Below are 17,982 nucleotides of genomic sequence, written 5' to 3'. Positions count from 1 at the left end.
AACGGTATTAGCCTCCCAGCGAACGGCTGGAGGTGCCGGAAGCACTGCTGCGCTGCATCGCGTTTTGTTTCGCAACCGTTTCGCCAAAACCACCACGTGTGATGGTGGAGGTGGTGGTCGGTTTCGGCGCCAGGGCAGTTTTGGGCACGTTCATGGTCTTACCTGGAGTGGCATTACCGTAGTTACGGCCAGAGGCATCCACGAACTGACCGTTTGCCGGGCTGTTGGGGGTTTTCGGTGAGAACAACGGTTGCTGGGCAAAGCCCGCGCCACCGCCCATCATGCGCCCCATCATGTAGCCTGCCATTAACGGCATCCAGAAGCTGCCACTTTGCTGCGCTTCGGCATTCGTACTGCCTGTGCCCGCCTGTGCCGGTGCCTGCTGGCACTGGTTTTCACCAAATTCGGCGACACAGTCTTCACGTGTCGCGTATTTTGGCGCGGTGCGTTCAGCTTCCTTTTTAGCGTTGTTAAACGCGGTGGTGCACTGCGCACTTTGTCCCGGATTGGCTTTTGAACAGTCGTCCGCGTTTTGATAAAGGGTGACGGTTTCGTCGTTTTGCTCACAACCTGCCAGCATAAATACCGCTGAAACAGCGATAGCAACAGGCGTTAAGTGTCTTGCTTGCCAGCTCTTACGAAAGGCGGCATAGCGGATCGTTTTAGTCCGTTTCATTATAAATATCCTGTGCCCAAAGGTAGTGCATAGAATAGGGGATGAGTGGTGAGAAATGAAGCTAACGGCCAGGCAGGACGGGGATCTTTACGTAGTTATACGTTTTGCAGAGAGGCGGGCCGCAAAGCAGCCCGCAACAGGCTTAGTGACTGAACGGATTACGGCTGCTCTTATGTGCGGCCTTATGTACGGGGGCCGGTGCTGGTGCCGTTTCGGAAGTGGAGATGTGATCTTCACCCAGCACCTGCTGTACATTTTGTGGCTGAACCGTTTCCGGCGAGGTTGAGATTTCTTTACCTAACTGACTGTTAAGCACACCCAAACTCTGCTCGTTCAGCGTGCCCAGGGCATAGCTGATATTCAACTGGTTAATCAGATAGCTGTAACGCGCATCCGACAACTGCTGCTTAGCGTTATAAAGCGTTGATGTCGCATTCAGCACGTCAACGATGGTACGGGTTCCCACCTGGTAACCGGCTTCCATCGCGTCTAATGAACTTTGCGCGGACACCACGGCTTGTTTGTAAGCGGCAATGCTACTTGCTGACGCATTGACGTTGTTGTAAGACGAGCGCACGGTCTGCACGGCTGAACGGTGCGCGGCTTCCAGCTGCTCACTGGCGCTGACAAAGTTGTATTGCGCCTGTTTCACCTGCGAGGTCACGCTGCCACCGCTGTAAAGCGGCAGGGTAAAGCTCAGGCCCACTTTGTTGTTGCCGGTGATGGAATCTGTCGAGCTGGCATTTTGCTCAGCACGGCTTCCGCCGTATTTGCTGTTGGACAGGCCAGTCGAGGCGGTCAGATCCAGCGTCGGTAAATGGCCCGCCTCCGCTGAACGGATTTGCTCACGGGCTAAGTCCTGGTTCAGACGGGCAGAAAGCAGGTTCAGGTTGCGGCTTTCAGCCTGCTTAAGCAGCGAGTTAACCGCTTCAGGTTTAGTGGTTTTGAAGCGATCAATATCCAGCGACGCCAGCGCCAGGTAATCCATACCGGTAATCTGACGCAGAGACTCCACTGCGTTGTCCAGGTCATTACGCGCGGTCACTTCATTCGCCAGGACACTGTCGTACTGCGCGCGGGCGTTCTGCACGTCGGTAATGGCGACTAGGCCCACGTTGAAGCGCTGGGTCGTTTGATCCAGTTCGCGATAAATCGACATCTTCTGCGCTTCGACGTAAGAAAGCGTATCAATGGCTTTCAGCACATTGAAGTAGGCCGTCGCGGTGTTCAGAATCAGATCCTGCTGGGCGACCTGGTAGGTCACATCCTGAATACCGGCTGCTTTTTCCTGCAGCGTCAGCGCACGCCATTTTGACATATCGAAAATGGTTTGCGTCAATTGCAGCGAGCCACTGGTGGTATTGGAGTGAATACCGCTACTATCACGGTAGCCGTTTGCGTAGGTATAGTCTGCACCCAAACCCAGTTGGGGTAATAAAGGACTGCGCGCTTCGTTAATTTTCTCGAACGCCGCATCACGCGTCGCCGCAGAGCTACGCAGATCAGGGTTGCTTAAACGCGCTTGCTGGTAAACCTGAAGCAGGTTTTCCGCCTGGCTGGCGAAGCTGAAACCGCCCAGGCTCAGCCCAATAAAAAATGGGAGCAGTTTTTTCATTTGCATTCCTTTTGTTGCAGCAAATCGCAGTGACTGTGCCGCCTGTAAGCCAAAAATTATCGCAGATTCTAGCAGAGGGCAACTGTGAGATAAGGTGGCTGAACGTGCCATATTTGTGTGTTTCAGGTAAATAACTCAGTAATAACCCTTTGGATGGCATCTGGGCTTGTGTTTTATCTGTGTTATCCCAATCTGCATAAGGAACTTAATGATGAAGGACAATAAAACATCACCTGTGACTTTCACAAAAAATGATGTAGAAATTATTGCACGAGAAACCGCGTACGAGGGTTTTTTTTCCATTGTGCGTTATCGCTTTCGTCATCGGTTGTTTAATGGCCAAATGAGCCGGGAAGTGACGCGTGAAGTTTTTGAGCGCGGTCATGCCGCTGTGCTGCTACCTTATGATCCCGTCCGTGATGAAGTGGTGCTGATTGAACAGATCCGCATCCCGGCTTTCGATTGCAGTCCCACGCCCTGGCTGCTGGAAATGGTGGCAGGCATTATTGAACCGGGTGAAACCCCGGAGCAGGTGGTACGCCGTGAGGCCGTCGAAGAAGCGGATCTGACGGTTGGCCGGGTCAAACCGGTGCTGAACTACCTGGCCAGCCCCGGCGGCACCAGCGAACGGTTATCGGTAATGGTCGGAGAAGTGGATGCCAGCCAGGCAAAAGGATGCCATGGTCTGGAGGAAGAGAATGAGGATATTCTTGTCCATGTGGTCAGTCGTGAACAGGCTTACCACTGGGTGGAACAGGGGATTATTGATAACGCGGCATCTGTCATCGCCTTGCAATGGCTGGCACTGCACCATAAAAAACTTCGAGAAGAGTGGACGCAAAAATGAAACAGCGCTATATCCCTGATTTCCCCGAGATGATGAGGCTGTGCGAAACCAATTTCGCCCAGTTACGTCGTCTGCTACCACGTGATGACGCAGCAGGCGCATCGGTGATCTATCAGGTGAGTGGCGCCCGCTACCAGGTAACCGTTGAAGAATCAACGCGTTATACTACCCTGGTCGATATCCGTCAGACGGCCCCAGCCGTAAGTTACTGGAGCCTGCCGTCAATGTCTGTCAGGCTGTATCATGACGCGATGGTGGCTGAAGTGTGTTCGACACAGCAGATCTATCGGTTCAAAGCACGTTATGATTATCCGAATAAAAAAATGAATCAGCGTGATGAGAAGCATCAAATCAATCAGTTTCTTGCTGACTGGTTACGTTATTGCCTGACGCACGGCGCGATGGCAGTACCGGTTTGCTGATGCGTATAATGCACTGAATGGCGTAGAGACGAAGGAAACGCTTTGGATAGCCTGCTAACTCTTCCTGCGACAACAGAATCTGAGGTTCGGATTCTGCAAGTAACGGACACGCATTTGTTCGCAGGAAAACACGAATCCCTGCTGGGGGTGAATACCTGGGCCAGTTATGACGCGGTACTGGATGCGATCATCGCGCAGCAGCGTGATTATGATCTTATCGTTGCCACCGGCGATCTCTCTCAGGATCACTCAGTCGAAGCCTATCAGCATTTTGTTGAGGGCATTTCGCGCCTGCCTAAACCTTGCGTCTGGCTGCCGGGGAATCATGATTTTCAACCTGCGATGGTCGATACGCTGGCAGAGGCCGGCATTAACGCGCACAAGCATGTGCTGTTAGGCGAGCACTGGCAGGTTGTTCTGCTGGACAGCCAGGTCTTCGGCGTGCCCCATGGCATGTTAAGTGACTACCAGCTTGAGTGGCTGAATACCACGCTTGCCCGTTATCCGCAGCGCCATACGCTGGTGCTGTTGCACCATCATCCTTTAGCGTCGGGCTGCACCTGGCTTGATCAACACAGCCTGCGCAATCCGCATCAGTTAGACGCCGTGTTGCAGCACTATCCGCTGGCAAAAACGCTGGTCTGCGGCCATATTCATCAGGAAATGGATGTACCCTGGCAGGGCCGCCGTGTGCTGGCAACGCCGTCGACCTGCGTGCAGTTCAAACCGCACTGTACCAGCTTTACCATCGATACCGTTGCGCCCGGCTGGCGCTGGTTTACGCTGCACAATGACGGTCAGCTTGAGACCGAAGTCAACCGACTCACCACACAGGCTTTTCGCCCCGATCTGGATGCTGAAGGATATTAACGGATGAAGGCGCTGCTTTATCTGCACGGCTTTAACAGCTCACCGCGTTCAGCAAAAGCGACGTTGTTTAAACAGTGGCTGAGCCAGCATCATCCCGATATTGAGATGATTGTGCCGCAGTTGCCCACGTTTCCTGCGGATGCGGCAGCTATGCTGGAAGATATTGTGCTCAGCCACAGCGGACGACAGCTGGGCCTCGTCGGTTCTTCGCTGGGCGGCTACTACGCCACCTGGCTGTCACAATGTTTTATGCTGCCGGCGGTGGTGGTCAATCCCGCCGTTCGCCCGTTTGAGTTGCTGGTGGATTTTTTGGGTGAAAATCAGAATCCCTACACCGGTCAGCAATATGTGTTAGAGTCTCGCCACATTTACGATCTGAAAGTGATGCAAGTTGATCCGCTGGAAGCGCCTGATTTATTGTGGTTGCTGCAACAAACCGGCGATGAAGTGCTCGACTACCGCCAGGCACTCGACTATTACAGCGCGTGCCGTCATACGGTTGAAGAGGGCGGAAATCATGCATTTACTGGATTCGAGCGCCATTTCCCGCAAATTCTGGACTTTCTGGGCCTGAATCACGCTTGAGCAACGTGGAAATCGCAACCATTTTCTTCATCTAATCAGACAGTTACCATGAGTCAATCAAGCTATAATGCGGGTGACATTGAGGTCCTGACTGGCCTTGAGCCGGTTCGCCGTCGCCCGGGAATGTATACCGATACGACGCGCCCTAACCACCTGGGTCAGGAAGTCATTGATAACAGCGTCGATGAGGCACTGGCGGGCCATGCCAAACGGGTAGAGGTGATTTTGCATGCCGATCAGTCGCTGGAAGTCATCGACGACGGGCGCGGCATGCCGGTGGACATCCACCCGGAAGAAGGCGTTCCGGCTGTTGAACTCATTTTGTGCCGGCTGCACGCGGGCGGTAAATTTTCCAATAAAAACTACCAGTTTTCCGGTGGCCTGCACGGCGTCGGGATTTCGGTGGTTAATGCCCTGTCCAAACGCGTTGAAGTGAATGTGCGCCGTAACGGCGAGATCTACACTATCGCCTTTGAAAATGGTGAAAAGGTGCAGGATCTGACCGTCACCGGCACGGTTGCCAAACGCAACACCGGCACCAGCGTCCATTTCTGGCCGGACGAACACTTCTTTGACAGCCCGCGTTTCTCGGTTTCCCGCTTATCTCACCTGCTGAAAGCGAAAGCCGTGTTGTGTCCGGGTGTCGAAATCGTCTTTAAAGACAAGCTCAACAATACCGAGCAGCGCTGGTGTTACGAAGATGGCCTGACAGATTATCTGTGTGAAGCCGTAAACGGCCTGCCGACGCTGCCGGAAAAACCGTTTGTGGGTGCCTTTGCAGGCGATATCGAAGCGGTGGACTGGGCGTTACTGTGGCTGCCGGAAGGCGGTGAGCTGTTGACCGAAAGCTATGTGAACCTGATCCCGACCATGCAGGGTGGGACACACGTTAATGGTCTGCGCCAGGGCCTGCTGGACGCCATGCGTGAGTTTTGCGAATACCGCAATATCCTGCCGCGTGGCGTGAAGCTGTCCGCCGAGGATATCTGGGATCGCTGTGCCTATGTGCTGTCGGTGAAAATGCAGGATCCACAGTTTGCCGGTCAAACCAAAGAGCGCTTATCTTCACGCCAGTGCGCCGCCTTCGTGTCAGCCGTGGTCAAAGATGCCTTCAGCCTGTGGCTGAACCAGAACGTGCAGGCGGCAGAACAGCTGGCAGAGCTGGCGATTTCCAGCGCCCAGCGCCGGATGCGCGCGGCGAAGAAGGTCGTGCGTAAAAAGCTGACCAGCGGCCCGGCGTTGCCCGGAAAACTGGCAGACTGTACAGCACAGGATCTGAATAAAACCGAACTGTTCCTGGTGGAAGGGGATTCGGCGGGCGGTTCAGCCAAGCAGGCACGCGACCGCGAATACCAGGCGATCATGCCGCTTAAAGGCAAGATCCTGAACACCTGGGAAGTCTCGTCGGATGAAGTGCTGGCCTCACAAGAGGTGCACGATATCTCTGTGGCGATCGGTATCGATCCCGACAGCGAAGATCTGACGCAGCTGCGCTACGGTAAGATCTGTATTCTCGCCGATGCCGACTCAGATGGGCTGCACATTGCCACGCTGCTCTGCGCGCTGTTCGTGAAGCACTTCCGCACGCTGGTGAAAAACGGCCACGTTTATGTAGCGATGCCGCCGCTTTATCGTATCGATCTGGGCAAAGAAGTGTATTACGCGCTGGATGAAGACGAGAAAGAGGGCGTACTGGAGCAGTTAAAGCGTAAGAAGGGCAAACCGAACGTTCAGCGCTTTAAAGGTCTGGGTGAAATGAACCCGCTTCAGTTACGTGAAACCACGCTCGATCCGAATACCCGCCGTCTGGTTCAGCTTACCGTCAGTGACGACGATATTGAGCAGACGCTGCGGACGATGGACATGCTGCTGGCGAAGAAGCGTTCTGAAGATCGCCGCAACTGGTTACAGGAAAAAGGCGACAAGGCCGATATCGAAGTCTGAGTCGGTTACCCGCTGCAAAAAGCCCCGGCCTGTACCGGGGCTTTTCGTGTCAGCGTTGCAGAAATTACTGGCCGGGTTCCAGCACCAGAATTTTTACGTCTGTCACGTATTCTTTAATGGCAGCGCGATGGGCTTCCATATGCGGCATTTGCTGATGCTGGTCGAGATGACGCAGGGTTTCCCACTGCTCCAGCATGAAAATCGAATCGGGTGAGTTGTGTTTCCACGGCACCTGCGCCTGATGATCGACCAGCGCGCTGTACTGATGGCAGCCTTCTTCTTCCAGCACGGTCGGAATCACCTGATGAAACGCCTCCAGTACTTTCTGACGGTAGCCTGGCTTCACACAAATTTCAGCAACGACGGTTAACATTCACGTTTCCTCTTTCGGGGGGAAAGTCTATTTAAGCAAAAATTTCGCTGAGATGCGCCCGATAACGAGCAATATCCCGCGGCACATCAGGCTGCTTGATCACGTCGTTACAGATGAACGTCGGTAAGGCTTCCATTCCAAGGAACTGATTAGCCTTGTGAAAATGCAGGTACAGGCCATCCACGCCGACGCCTTCGAAGAATTGCTCAGGATCGGTAAAGGCTTCCAGCGGAGCATTCCAGGTCAGGGAAAGCATATATTTTTTGCCCTGAAGCAAGCCGCCAGAACCGTATTTTTTCTCGCTGTCTGAACGTGTGCGACCATCACTGGCATACAGCTTGCCGTGGCCTTCCGTAAAGACTTCGTCAATATAACGTTTCACGGTCCAGGGTTCGCCCATCCACCAGCCTGGCATCTGATAAATCACGACATCGCTGTCGAGATATTTTTGGATCTCATCTGCCACAACATAGTCACTGTCGGCGACGGTAACGGTCACCTCATGACCCAGATCGCGCAACTGGCTGGCGGCCACGTCGGTCAGCGTATGATTCAGTTCACCTTTAGAATGGGCGAAAGTTTTACCACCATCGATAATTAAAATGTTGCTCATTAAGCGTGTCTCCCGTATGCGTTTATAGGGAGTAGCTTAGGCCGCGACGCGCGGGAGAAAAATGCGAGAATGATCACAACACTTTTGCGATTAGCGCAATAACCCGTAAGGTTATGTCACCATAACGGCGCAAACTCACATCCGAAAAAAAAAAGAATGATGAAGAAAACACTCATAATGACTTTACTGCTGGTGGCTGGCGGTGCTCAGGCCCAGTCACGTCTGGACAGCGTGCTCTATACCAAAACCCTGAAAGTCTGTACGACCGGGGACTACAAGCCCTACAGCTTTCTGAAACCCGATGGCCACTATGAAGGGCTGGATATCAGCATGGCGGAGTCGCTGGCGGCGTCACTGGGAGCAAAAGTGCAATGGGTACCTACCACCTGGAAAACCCTGATGCAGGACTTTTTAGCGAAACAGTGTGATATCGCACTGGGTGGCGTATCGGTTACGCTGAAGCGCCAGCAAACCGCCTGGTTTGCTCAGCCGCTTGGCGTGGACGGCAAAATTCCGCTGGTGCGCTGCGCGGATAAAACGAAGTATCAGACGGTTGACCAGCTAAATAAACCCGGCGTCCGGTTAATCGAACCCGCGGGCGGGACGAACGAAGCCTTTGTGCACAGTTATCTTCCTCAGGCGGCGTTAACGCTGTTTCACGATAACGTCACCATTTTCCAGCAGTTGGTGGATAACAAAGCCGATGTGATGATTACCGATGCCTCAGAGGCGCTGTATCAGCAAAAACGCTTCCCTTCCCTGTGCGCACTCAATCCGGATAAACCGCTTCAGTATGGCGAGAAGGCCTATATGCTTCCGCGTGATGATATGAGCTGGAAACAGTATGTCGATCAGTGGCTACACCTGAGCACGGCCACGGGAGAATATGCGAAGATTGCGCAGCAGTGGATGGGCGTGATGAAGTAATCATGTTTTGTGCGCTCAGTTTTTTTGCAGCGGTGCACACGCCATCCGACAGGGTTTCTGAGCGGGCGTCCTCACGCCGCTGTCGCGGTTGCCTTCACGTCGCGCTTCAGCCTGACGGACCGACGGAGACGATACAGCCTGTACCGGCTCCGTCTTTTGCCCGCGTCCTGCAGGCAAATCCTGGCTTTATCGTTCTGTTCAGCGCTACGGATTGCCTGCTCCGACTTTCTGTCAGATGGCTTTGAAACGCCACGGTGCGGTTATCTGAATCAAAAAAGCGAAGATGCTCAATACAACGACGCTTTACCCAGCCCACCAAACAAATTCATCTTGTAGCGAATGACCGCTTTTGCCGCCTCAATCGCTTCGGGATAAATTACGTTCGGATCCCACCAGGTTTCACGGGTTAACACTTCACGCACCTTCTGGAAATAGGCATATTTCATGTCGCTGGAGATGTTGATTTTACCCACGCCCAGCGTCACCGCCTCGGCCACTTCGGCATCGGGATTCGCCGAGCCGCCATGCAGCACCAGTGGAATGGAAACGCGCTGTGAAATGTCGCGCAGGATATGCATTTGCAACTCCGGTTTCATATCTTTGGGATAGATACCATGCGCGGTGCCGATGGCGACCGCTAAGGTATCCACGCCGGTTCGCTGCACAAAGTCTTCGGCCTGAGCCGGGTCGGTATAGATCACTTTGCTCACGCCGCCTTCCACGGTCGTCCCGGTATCGCCAATCGTCCCCAGTTCGCCCTCAACCGACACGCCCACCGCATGGGCCAGCTTCACCACCTCTTTCGTCAGCGCCACGTTTTCTTCATAAGGCAGCAGGGAACCGTCAATCATCACCGACGTGAAACCGCATTGAATAGCGCGCAGCACATGGGCCACCGATGCACCGTGATCCAGGTGCAGCGTAAACGGCACGCTGCTTTTCAGTGTGCGCTCCCGCACATAGCCAAAAAATGCATCGGTGACGAATTCCAGTTCACTGGGATGAATCGAGATAATGGCCGGGGTTTGAGTGGCTTCGGCTTCTTCCACGACCGCGCGGATAAAACAGCTGTCAGCGACATTGAAGGCGCCAATCGCAAAGCGATGTTGACGGGTGGGTCTTAACATCTCTTTCATGGAAATCAACATGTTAAATCTTCCTCAGCTTGTTTTATGACAAAGGGTTGCCCTGCGCTGACGTTCAGAGACGCGCACCGGGTTACAGCAGAAAGCCATCAGGCCTGGCGGGCGGAGCCAGACCAGCTCAGATAGTCACTGACGACTTCACAACAGGCGGACTCCATCAGGGCGAGTAAGTCCGGCAGTTCGGTGGTGGGAGGGTGTTTAAGCGCCTGGTGCAGCGCCTGTTTACCGGCTTCAAATACCGCCGCGCCAACGTTAATCTTGGCGACGCCGTGCTGACTGACGCGCCGAATATCGTCCGCTGGCGTGCCACTGCCGCCGTGAAGCGCCAGCGGGCGCGATGAGGCCGCGTGCAGGTCTGCCAGACGCTGGAAATCGATTGTCGGCTGCACCCCAGCGGGATAAAGCCCATGCGCGGTGCCAACCGAAACCGCGAGCAGATCGATATGGGTCTGCTCAAGAAACGGCAGGACATCCGCCACCTGGGTCATTTTGACCGCCGCGTCGGCCAGCGCGTAGGTGGGCGCATCGGCGATATGGCCCAGTTCGCCTTCGACGCAAACCCCGGCGGTGTGGGCCATGTCGACCACGCGGGCCGTCTGACGAATGTTTTCGGCCAGCGGCTCCGCCGAAGCATCGATCATCAGCCCGGTAAAGCCTGCGCGAAAGGCCTGGCCAATCAGCGGAAAGGCCTTGCCATGATCGAGCGCCAGCGCGATTGGTACGCTGGCCTCCGCCGCCAGCGCCTGCACCAGCGGCACCGCGATGGCTGGCGGAAAATGACGGCTATGGCCTTGATACACATTCAGTATCAGGGGCGCACGCTGCTGCTCCGCCGCCTTAACCGCCGCCCGGGCACTTTCCAGGTTGAAGCAGTTGATGGCCAGAACGGCATATTTTTTCTGCGCAGCCTGGCTTATCAGGTCGTTCATTGCCGCGTACATACTCACTCCTTATTCCAGTGTGAATTTAATGTCGTCGTCGCGAACGGTGTGATCTTCCACGTCGTCAAACTCTTCGTCGGCTTCAGTGACGGGCTTTTTCAGCAGCGAAAGCATGACGCCACAGATCGTGGTGCCGATACCAAGCGCCAGGCAGAACAACCCGGGTTTGGTGAACAGCGGTACGACAAACATGCCGCCGTGAGGCACCGGCGCTTCCACGCCCCAGACCATGATCAGGCCACCAGCAACGGCTGAGGCAACCACACAACTCCCGACGACCCGGAACAGATCGCGTGCGGCAATGGGGATCACACCTTCGGTGATCATGCAGATCCCCATCGGTAAGGCCGCTTTCAGGGCTTCTTTTTCCGCGCGGGTGTACTTATGGCGCGTGAGCAGCCAGGAGAGCGTGATGCCAAAGGGCGGGATCATCGAACCGGCAAATTTGACCGCTTCCGGCCCGTAAATGCCGTCCACCAGCATGCCATCCGCAAACAGCGACATGGTTTTATTGACCGGCCCGCCGAAGTCAAAGGTCGCCATCGCCCCCAGAATCGCCCCCATGATGAACTTAGAGCCCCCCTGCATTGATTCCAGCAGGGCGATCAGCGCCTTTTGCAGCCAGACAATGGGCTGACCGATAAACGTCATCATGAGCAGCCCGGCAATGATGGTGCTCAGTACGGGCAAGACCATGATCGGCATCAGCCCCTGCATCGATTGTGGCAACCGGATACTGCGCCGCAGCAGAATCACCGTGTAACCCACCAGGAAGCCACCCAGGATGCCACCGATAAAGCCGGTGCCAATCTGTCCGCAGATAAACCCGACGATCAAACCCGGCGCGAAGCCCGGCCTGTCGGCAATCGAGTAAGCGATAGCCGCACTGATCAACGGGACGATTAAGCCCATGCCCCAGCCACCGATCTGGTTCAGCATCCAGGCGATCGTACCGGGATGTTTACCCACATCGGGCCCGCCAATCACCTGACCCAGCGCAATGCAGATCCCGGCGGCGACAATCAGCGGGATCATCCAGGAGATCCCGGTTAACAGATGGCCTTTGATCGCTTGCCCGTACTGGCTTTTGTTAGCGTTCATTGTGGATCTCCTCAGGCACGCGCCAGTGAATCCGCCACTTTTTCCAGAAACTTGATGGGCGACTTGATCACCACTTCGGTTTTCACCCGCACGATCGGTTTGCCACGAAAACGTTCCTCGCCGGTGATCTTCACGTCCACCGCCAGGATCACCACGTCGGCTGCCGCTATCGTTTCGGCATCCAGGGCGTTTTCTGTCCCGATGGTGCCCTGCGTTTCCACATGGATGGTGTGGCCAAGGGCGTGAGCGCCTTTGATCATTTTTTCACGCGCAATGTAGGTATGCGCGATGCCCGCCGTACAGGCGGCAACACAGACAATGTTCATGATTACCTCGGACTCCAGGGTTAACAGAGGTCGGTTTCGGCGTACTGACTAAACAGCCGAATGATTTCGCTGGGATCGTTTTCCACCAGCAGTTGCGCAATCACCTCATCATCGGCCAGCGCACTGGCCACCTGTGACAGCAGGCGAATATGGGTCGTGTTTTGATCTTCCAGCCGCACGGCAAACAGGATGATGCAGCGCACCTTGCTGCCATCCAGCGTCTCCCAGGGGATATCCTGCTGGCTGCGCCCGATGGCCAGCGTGGTTTGCTTAACGGCAGAGGACTTACCGTGAGGAATGGCGATATGATTCTCAAACCCGGTCGATCCCTCCGCCTCGCGTAGCCAGACATCGCGGATAAAGGCCTCTTTATCGCTAATGGCACCGTCACTGAACAGCAACTCCGTCAGTTCGATAATGGCCGCTTCTTTGCTGCTGGCCTGCAGATTGAGATTGACGCGGCGTGGCGTGAGAATGCGAGAAATATCCATTAATCAGACCTCATTCAGTTAATGTTCTGCCAGCGCGCGCGTTGCGGCCTGTGGCAGTTGGCGACCAATCATGGCGTCCGTCACCCGGCGAATATCGTCGTCGTTAAAAAACGCAGTAACATACACGGTGGGCAAGGTGCTGATATCGAGATGAATGGTGGAGATGACCAGATCCACCGGCTCCTGCTGACAAAAGTCGTCCAGCGTGCTGGCCGAAATAACGCCCACGATAATCCAGTCCGGAAAGGCGCGCAGGATGCGACTTTTCAGCAAATGCGACGTGCCGACGCCGCTGGAACACACCAGCAAAATACGTTTATGGGCTATTTGCCGTTCAAGCGCGGCCTGAAAATGCACGCACAGATAACCGATCTCATCGTCAGCGATTGGCCCATAATGAAACCGCTCGGCCGTTACCTGCATGGCGCGTTGGGTCAGCGTGAAAATATCCTGTAATTCCGCTTTTATGTCATCGAGTAAGGGATTGCGAATCGTAATATGATATTTAAGCCGGTTAAGTAGCGGCTTAATATGGAATAGCAAACCTTCAAATAATAAAGAATCGGTCGACAGATCCTTTTGGATGAATGCGGAAAAGCAATGAATTAATTCGAGCGTAATATTGCGCGATGCTGCATTTGAAAAAGGAGAGTGCGATAGCATGTGGCTGCCGCGTTCTTCGACTACAATGCCCGATGAAATAATATATTGATAAATAAATCCCACTTCATCTGCGGGCGCGGATTGCCCCAGCCGCTGTTCAATCTGTACTACCATCTGGCGGGCAATCTTCAGAATGCGATTGTCCATTTCTGACGCGCTCAGAGCCAGCGGCAGGGACAAGGCTTTGCCCTGCGCCATACGGTGAATCATGATCAGAATATGGGTGGACAGATTGAGGTAATACGCATCGCTCAAAGGGTAGCCAAGCTGCTGCTCCATTTGCTGCAGTAAGCGCTGCACAAAGGCCACGTCCTCTTCGCCAAAATAGTGGATCAGCGCCTGATAACTGCCGGGGTCGAGCCGCGGCAGGGCCATATTGCTGCCCGTGTTATGCTGCATAACGTCGTTAATCAGCAAAACCATGGCCTGGCGCAGTGCTTGCTCGCTGCCTGCCACATGCGTGCCGCTCTGACTACGGACCAGCTCCAGCGCCAGCGGCTGCAACCACTCTTCAATCACCTTGAGGTCATTAACAATCGAAGCGTGACTGATGAAATAACGTTCAGATAACTTACTGATCGAGGTTTCACGTGGCGCGTCTCGTAGCAGCTGGGACAGGATTTTTACCCGCCGCGCATTGTTGCTTAAGCCCGCAGACCAGTTATCGTCGCTGGCAACATGCTGCTGCAAGCGCAGCCGCTGTTCATGATCGTGTGTTTCCAGCGCCACACAGCGGCCAGGCAGCTTCACCAGTTGCGCCTGCCAGCCATGCAGCCAGGGTTCCAGACTTTGTAAATCGCGATAAATACTTTTTTCAGAAACGGTTAACTGTTGGGCTAATTGCGCTAACGCCAGCGGCGTGCCCGCCTGTAACAGTAATTTCAGTAATCGGTGTTGTCGTGAAGTCAGATTTTGCATTCAGTCACCTGTCTATTATTTCGTTAGCGGTGCTTAAGTGGCAATTCGTTAAATCCAACCAGGGCATAAAATAAAACCGGTATATGTCGCTGAAATTGAATTTAGGTGGTGAAAGAAAAAGCAACAATACTAAATGTTGTCCCGGGAACGGGACAGGATTAATACGCTATAAATAAGCTGATAATTAATTGCGAGGAAGGTCACAAACTATTAAAAATAAGCGCACGGGGATTTTTACCGGTGTGGTTTTTTCGGCGACCGGAAAACAGGGAAAAAAGAGTGACCAGCCCGCTCCAGGACTGTGACTAATACCCACGAATAAGGTACTATCCTCGCCAAACAACCGCCGGGTGATCCGCCGTTGCGGGTCACGATGTGAGGATGAGGACTTAATGAGCGAATTGACGCAGGATGGTGCAGAGCGTCTTGCCCTGCATACGTTTACTGAGAATGCGTACTTAAACTACTCCATGTACGTCATCATGGACCGTGCGTTGCCTTACATTGGCGACGGCCTGAAACCCGTCCAGCGCCGCATTGTATATGCCATGTCGGAGCTGGGGCTTAACGCTACCGCCAAATTTAAAAAATCGGCCCGTACCGTGGGTGACGTGCTGGGTAAATACCATCCTCATGGTGACAGCGCCTGTTACGAAGCCATGGTGTTGATGGCACAGCCGTTCTCCTACCGTTATCCGCTGGTCGATGGCCAGGGAAACTGGGGGGCACCTGACGATCCTAAATCTTTCGCCGCCATGCGTTATACCGAGTCTCGCCTGTCGAAGTATGCCGAAGTGCTGCTGGGTGAGCTGGGGCAGGGCACGGCAGACTGGGTGCCAAACTTTGACGGCACGATGCAGGAGCCGAAGATGTTGCCGGCGCGCCTGCCAAACATTCTGCTGAACGGCACCACTGGGATCGCGGTGGGCATGGCAACCGATATTCCGCCGCATAACCTGCGCGAAGTGGCGCAGGCCGCTATCGCCCTGATTGACGATCCGAAAACCAGCCTGGATGCGCTGCTGGAGATTGTGCAAGGGCCGGATTTCCCGACCGAAGCCGAAATCATTACGCCACGCGACGAGATTCGCAAAATCTATCAGAACGGGCGCGGCTCGATTCGCCAGCGTGCGGTGTGGAAAAAAGAGGACGGCGAGGTGGTGATCACCGCGCTGCCGCACCAGGTGTCCGGTGCCCGGGTACTGGAGCAGATTGCCAGCCAGATGCGCAATAAAAAGCTGCCAATGGTCGAGGATTTACGTGATGAGTCCGATCACGAAAACCCGACTCGCCTGGTGATTGTGCCCCGGTCAAACCGTGTCGATCTGGATCAGGTTATGAACCACCTGTTCGCCACGACCGATCTGGAAAAAAGCTACCGTATCAACCTGAATATGATCGGACTGGATAACCGTCCGGCCGTGAAAAACCTGCTGGAAATCCTGTCTGAATGGCTGGTGTTCCGTCGCGATACTGTTCGTCGCCGTCTGAATCATCGTTTAGAACGCGTGCTGCGCCGTCTGCATATCCTGGACGGTTTGCTGGTGGCCTTCCTTAATATTGATGAAGTCATTCACATCATCCGTACCGAGGACGAACCAAAGCCAGTGCTGATGTCGCGCTTTGAGATCAGTGAAACCCAGGCCGAAGCGATTCTTGAACTCAAGCTGCGCCATTTGGCGAAGCTGGAAGAGATGAAGATTCGCGGTGAGCAAAGCGAACTGGAAAAAGAGCGCGATCAGCTGCAGGCGACACTGGCCTCTGAACGCAAAATGAATACGCTGCTGAAAAAAGAGCTGCAGGCAGACAGCAACAGTTTTGGTGATGATCGCCGTTCGCCTCTGCGTGAACGTGAGGAAGCCAAAGCGCTCAGCGAAACCGAGCTGGTTCCGTCTGAGCCGGTTACGATTGTTCTGTCGCAGATGGGCTGGGTGCGCAGCGCCAAAGGACATGATATCGACCCGGCGGGCCTGAGCTATAAAGCCGGTGACAGCTTCCTGGCGGCGGCACGCGGCAAGAGTAATCAGCCTGTGGCCTTTATCGATTCCACGGGTCGCAGCTATACGCTGGACCCCACCTCGCTGCCGTCGGCACGCGGCCAGGGCGAGCCACTGACCGGTAAACTGACGCCACCACCGGGTGCAGTTGTTGAACAGGTATTGATGGAGCCGGAAGAGCAGCGCCTGCTAATGGCTTCGGATGCCGGATATGGCTTTATCTGCACCTTCAACGATCTGATTTCGCGCAACCGTGCGGGCAAAGCGCTGCTGACTCTGCCGGAGAATGCGCGCGTCATGACGCCGATGGCTGTGCATCATGAAGACGACATGCTGTTAGCGATCACTCAGGCGGGCAGGATGTTGATGTTCCCGGTCGGCGAGTTGCCGCAAATGTCGAAAGGCAAGGGCAACAAGATTATCTCGATTCCGTCGGCAGATGCCGCAGCGGGCACGGATAAACTGGCCTGGCTCATGATTCTGCCACCAGGCAGCGCGATTACGCTGCACGTCGGTAAACGCAAGCTGTTGCTGCGCAGTGAAGAGTTGCAGAAATTCCGTGCCGATCGGGGTCGCCGTGGCACGCTGTTACCGCGCGGTCTGCAAAAAATTGATCGGGTCGAACTGGATGCCCCGGCACGTCCTGACAGCGCTGACAGCGACGCGTAATTCATCCGGCTGGTTCATCGCCAGCCGTGTTACATTGAGGAAGCTATGTTACTGATATTACGCACGATTATTGTGGTAATTTATTCGATTCTGGTCTGTGTATTTGGCTGCATCTGGTGTCTGTTCTCGCCGCGTAATCCGCGTCACGTCGCCACCTTTGGTCATCTGTTTGGCAAATTATCGACGCTGTTCGGTCTGAAGGTTGAACTTCGTCGCCCAGAGGGCGCGGATAATTACGGTAATGCGATTTATATCGCTAATCACCAGAACAACTACGATATGGTGACGGCCGCTAAAATTGTGCAGCCCACCACCGTGACCGTGGGGAAAAAAAGCCTGCTGTGGATACCGTTCTTTGGTCAGCTTTACTGGCTGACCGGTAATCTGCTGATTGACCGTGACAACCGGGCCAAAGCACACGGCACCATTGGCGAGTTGGTTGAGCAGTTCAATAAAAAACGGATTTCGTTCTGGATGTTTCCTGAAGGTACGCGCAGTCGCGGGCGGGGATTATTACCGTTTAAAACCGGTGCGTTTCACGCTGCGGTGGCGGCCGGCGTCCCGATCATTCCGATTGTGGTGTCCAATACGCACAATAAAATTAACCTCAACCGCCTGAAAAACGGCCTGGTGATTGTGGAAATGCTGCCGCCGGTAGACGTCAAACAATTTGAGTCGTCGTCTGTGCGCAAACTGGCTACCCACTGTCGTGAACTGATGGCGGCGAAGCTGGAAGAGCTTAACGCCGAAGTCGAAGAACGCGAAAAAAACGGTAAAATCTAACCGGCAAATCCGTTGTCGGACTATTCTGCATGGATGCCCCACGGCGAGTGACGTCCTGCGTCGCTCGCCGTGAAAG

18 protein-coding genes are annotated in these 17,982 nt (G+C 54.5%); 8 read left to right on the top strand and 10 right to left on the bottom strand.

What is annotated here, in order from left to right:
* Positions 1 to 7 precede the first annotated feature (7 nt).
* Positions 8 to 676 (bottom strand): DUF1190 family protein, encoded by a 669-nt coding sequence (locus C1N64_RS20700; RefSeq protein WP_033739822.1) that lies wholly within the window; start codon positions 674 to 676, stop codon positions 8 to 10.
* Between the two features lie 142 nt (positions 677 to 818).
* A complete protein-coding gene (gene tolC / locus C1N64_RS20695; RefSeq protein ID WP_006118193.1) occupies positions 819 to 2,291 on the bottom strand; it encodes an outer membrane channel protein TolC in 1,473 nt (490 codons plus the stop codon).
* A gap of 211 nt (positions 2,292 to 2,502) precedes the next feature.
* Between tolC and nudF the strand changes: the two genes are divergently transcribed.
* Genes nudF through parE form a run of 5 tightly spaced genes read left to right on the top strand, consistent with a single transcriptional unit; the run spans position 2,503 to position 6,959 of the window.
* Positions 2,503 to 3,138, top strand: a complete 636-nt coding sequence (nudF, locus tag C1N64_RS20690) for an ADP-ribose diphosphatase (protein ID WP_033739821.1) — start codon at positions 2,503 to 2,505, stop codon at positions 3,136 to 3,138.
* Positions 3,135 to 3,560 carry a DUF1249 family protein gene (locus tag C1N64_RS20685; RefSeq protein WP_006118191.1) on the top strand — a complete coding sequence of 142 codons (426 nt, stop codon included), beginning with the start codon at positions 3,135 to 3,137 and terminating at the stop codon, positions 3,558 to 3,560. Before nudF ends, C1N64_RS20685 begins: the two co-directional genes overlap by 4 nt.
* A gap of 42 nt (positions 3,561 to 3,602) precedes the next feature.
* Positions 3,603 to 4,430 (top strand): 3',5'-cyclic-AMP phosphodiesterase, encoded by an 828-nt coding sequence (gene cpdA, locus C1N64_RS20680; protein WP_006118190.1) that lies wholly within the window; start codon positions 3,603 to 3,605, stop codon positions 4,428 to 4,430.
* 3 nt (positions 4,431 to 4,433) lie between these two features.
* On the top strand, positions 4,434 to 5,015 hold the full coding sequence (gene yqiA / locus C1N64_RS20675) for an esterase YqiA (protein WP_033739817.1): 582 nt from the start codon (positions 4,434 to 4,436) through the stop codon (positions 5,013 to 5,015).
* 48 nt (positions 5,016 to 5,063) lie between these two features.
* Complete coding sequence (gene parE / locus C1N64_RS20670) at positions 5,064 to 6,959, top strand: DNA topoisomerase IV subunit B (protein WP_006118187.1); 1,896 nt, start codon at positions 5,064 to 5,066, stop codon at positions 6,957 to 6,959.
* 64 nt (positions 6,960 to 7,023) lie between these two features.
* Here the strand turns inward: parE and C1N64_RS20665 are convergent, their stop codons facing one another.
* A complete protein-coding gene (locus C1N64_RS20665) occupies positions 7,024 to 7,332 on the bottom strand; it encodes a putative quinol monooxygenase (protein ID WP_033739815.1) in 309 nt (102 codons plus the stop codon).
* Between the two features lie 31 nt (positions 7,333 to 7,363).
* Complete coding sequence (locus tag C1N64_RS20660) at positions 7,364 to 7,945, bottom strand: NAD(P)H-dependent oxidoreductase (RefSeq protein WP_033739814.1); 582 nt, start codon at positions 7,943 to 7,945, stop codon at positions 7,364 to 7,366.
* Positions 7,946 to 8,122: 177 nt separating this feature from the next.
* Here C1N64_RS20660 and C1N64_RS20655 point away from each other — a divergent pair, with 177 nt between their 5' ends.
* Positions 8,123 to 8,872 carry a transporter substrate-binding domain-containing protein gene (locus C1N64_RS20655; protein ID WP_394515167.1) on the top strand — a complete coding sequence of 250 codons (750 nt, stop codon included), beginning with the start codon at positions 8,123 to 8,125 and terminating at the stop codon, positions 8,870 to 8,872.
* Between the two features lie 287 nt (positions 8,873 to 9,159).
* Here the strand turns inward: C1N64_RS20655 and C1N64_RS20650 are convergent, their stop codons facing one another.
* From C1N64_RS20650 to C1N64_RS20625, 6 genes are all read right to left on the bottom strand, one after another.
* Entirely contained in the window at positions 9,160 to 10,020 is an 861-nt protein-coding gene (locus C1N64_RS20650) for a ketose-bisphosphate aldolase (RefSeq protein WP_006118185.1), read from the bottom strand.
* Between the two features lie 86 nt (positions 10,021 to 10,106).
* A complete protein-coding gene (locus tag C1N64_RS20645; RefSeq protein ID WP_033739812.1) occupies positions 10,107 to 10,958 on the bottom strand; it encodes a class II fructose-bisphosphate aldolase in 852 nt (283 codons plus the stop codon).
* Positions 10,959 to 10,967: 9 nt separating this feature from the next.
* Entirely contained in the window at positions 10,968 to 12,059 is a 1,092-nt protein-coding gene (locus tag C1N64_RS20640; protein ID WP_058702274.1) for a PTS fructose transporter subunit IIC, read from the bottom strand.
* An 11-nt stretch (positions 12,060 to 12,070) separates the two neighbouring features.
* Positions 12,071 to 12,385, bottom strand: coding sequence for a PTS fructose transporter subunit IIB (locus C1N64_RS20635; RefSeq protein ID WP_006118182.1), 315 nt, complete (start codon positions 12,383 to 12,385; stop codon positions 12,071 to 12,073).
* Between the two features lie 20 nt (positions 12,386 to 12,405).
* Complete coding sequence (locus C1N64_RS20630; protein ID WP_033739808.1) at positions 12,406 to 12,876, bottom strand: PTS sugar transporter subunit IIA; 471 nt, start codon at positions 12,874 to 12,876, stop codon at positions 12,406 to 12,408.
* A gap of 18 nt (positions 12,877 to 12,894) precedes the next feature.
* Positions 12,895 to 14,457 carry a BglG family transcription antiterminator gene (locus C1N64_RS20625; protein WP_110268408.1) on the bottom strand — a complete coding sequence of 521 codons (1,563 nt, stop codon included), beginning with the start codon at positions 14,455 to 14,457 and terminating at the stop codon, positions 12,895 to 12,897.
* Between the two features lie 392 nt (positions 14,458 to 14,849).
* Here C1N64_RS20625 and parC point away from each other — a divergent pair, with 392 nt between their 5' ends.
* Together parC and C1N64_RS20615 are read left to right on the top strand one after the other, a co-directional pair.
* Positions 14,850 to 17,123 carry a DNA topoisomerase IV subunit A gene (parC, locus tag C1N64_RS20620; protein WP_033739803.1) on the top strand — a complete coding sequence of 758 codons (2,274 nt, stop codon included), beginning with the start codon at positions 14,850 to 14,852 and terminating at the stop codon, positions 17,121 to 17,123.
* A gap of 45 nt (positions 17,124 to 17,168) precedes the next feature.
* A complete protein-coding gene (locus C1N64_RS20615; RefSeq protein ID WP_039342149.1) occupies positions 17,169 to 17,906 on the top strand; it encodes a 1-acylglycerol-3-phosphate O-acyltransferase in 738 nt (245 codons plus the stop codon).
* Positions 17,907 to 17,982 lie beyond the last annotated feature (76 nt).

The organism is Pantoea sp. SGAir0215, from assembly GCF_043543215.1.
The sequence above is the reverse complement of the archived record's forward strand: the minus strand, read 5'-3'. Positions and strand labels throughout refer to the sequence as shown.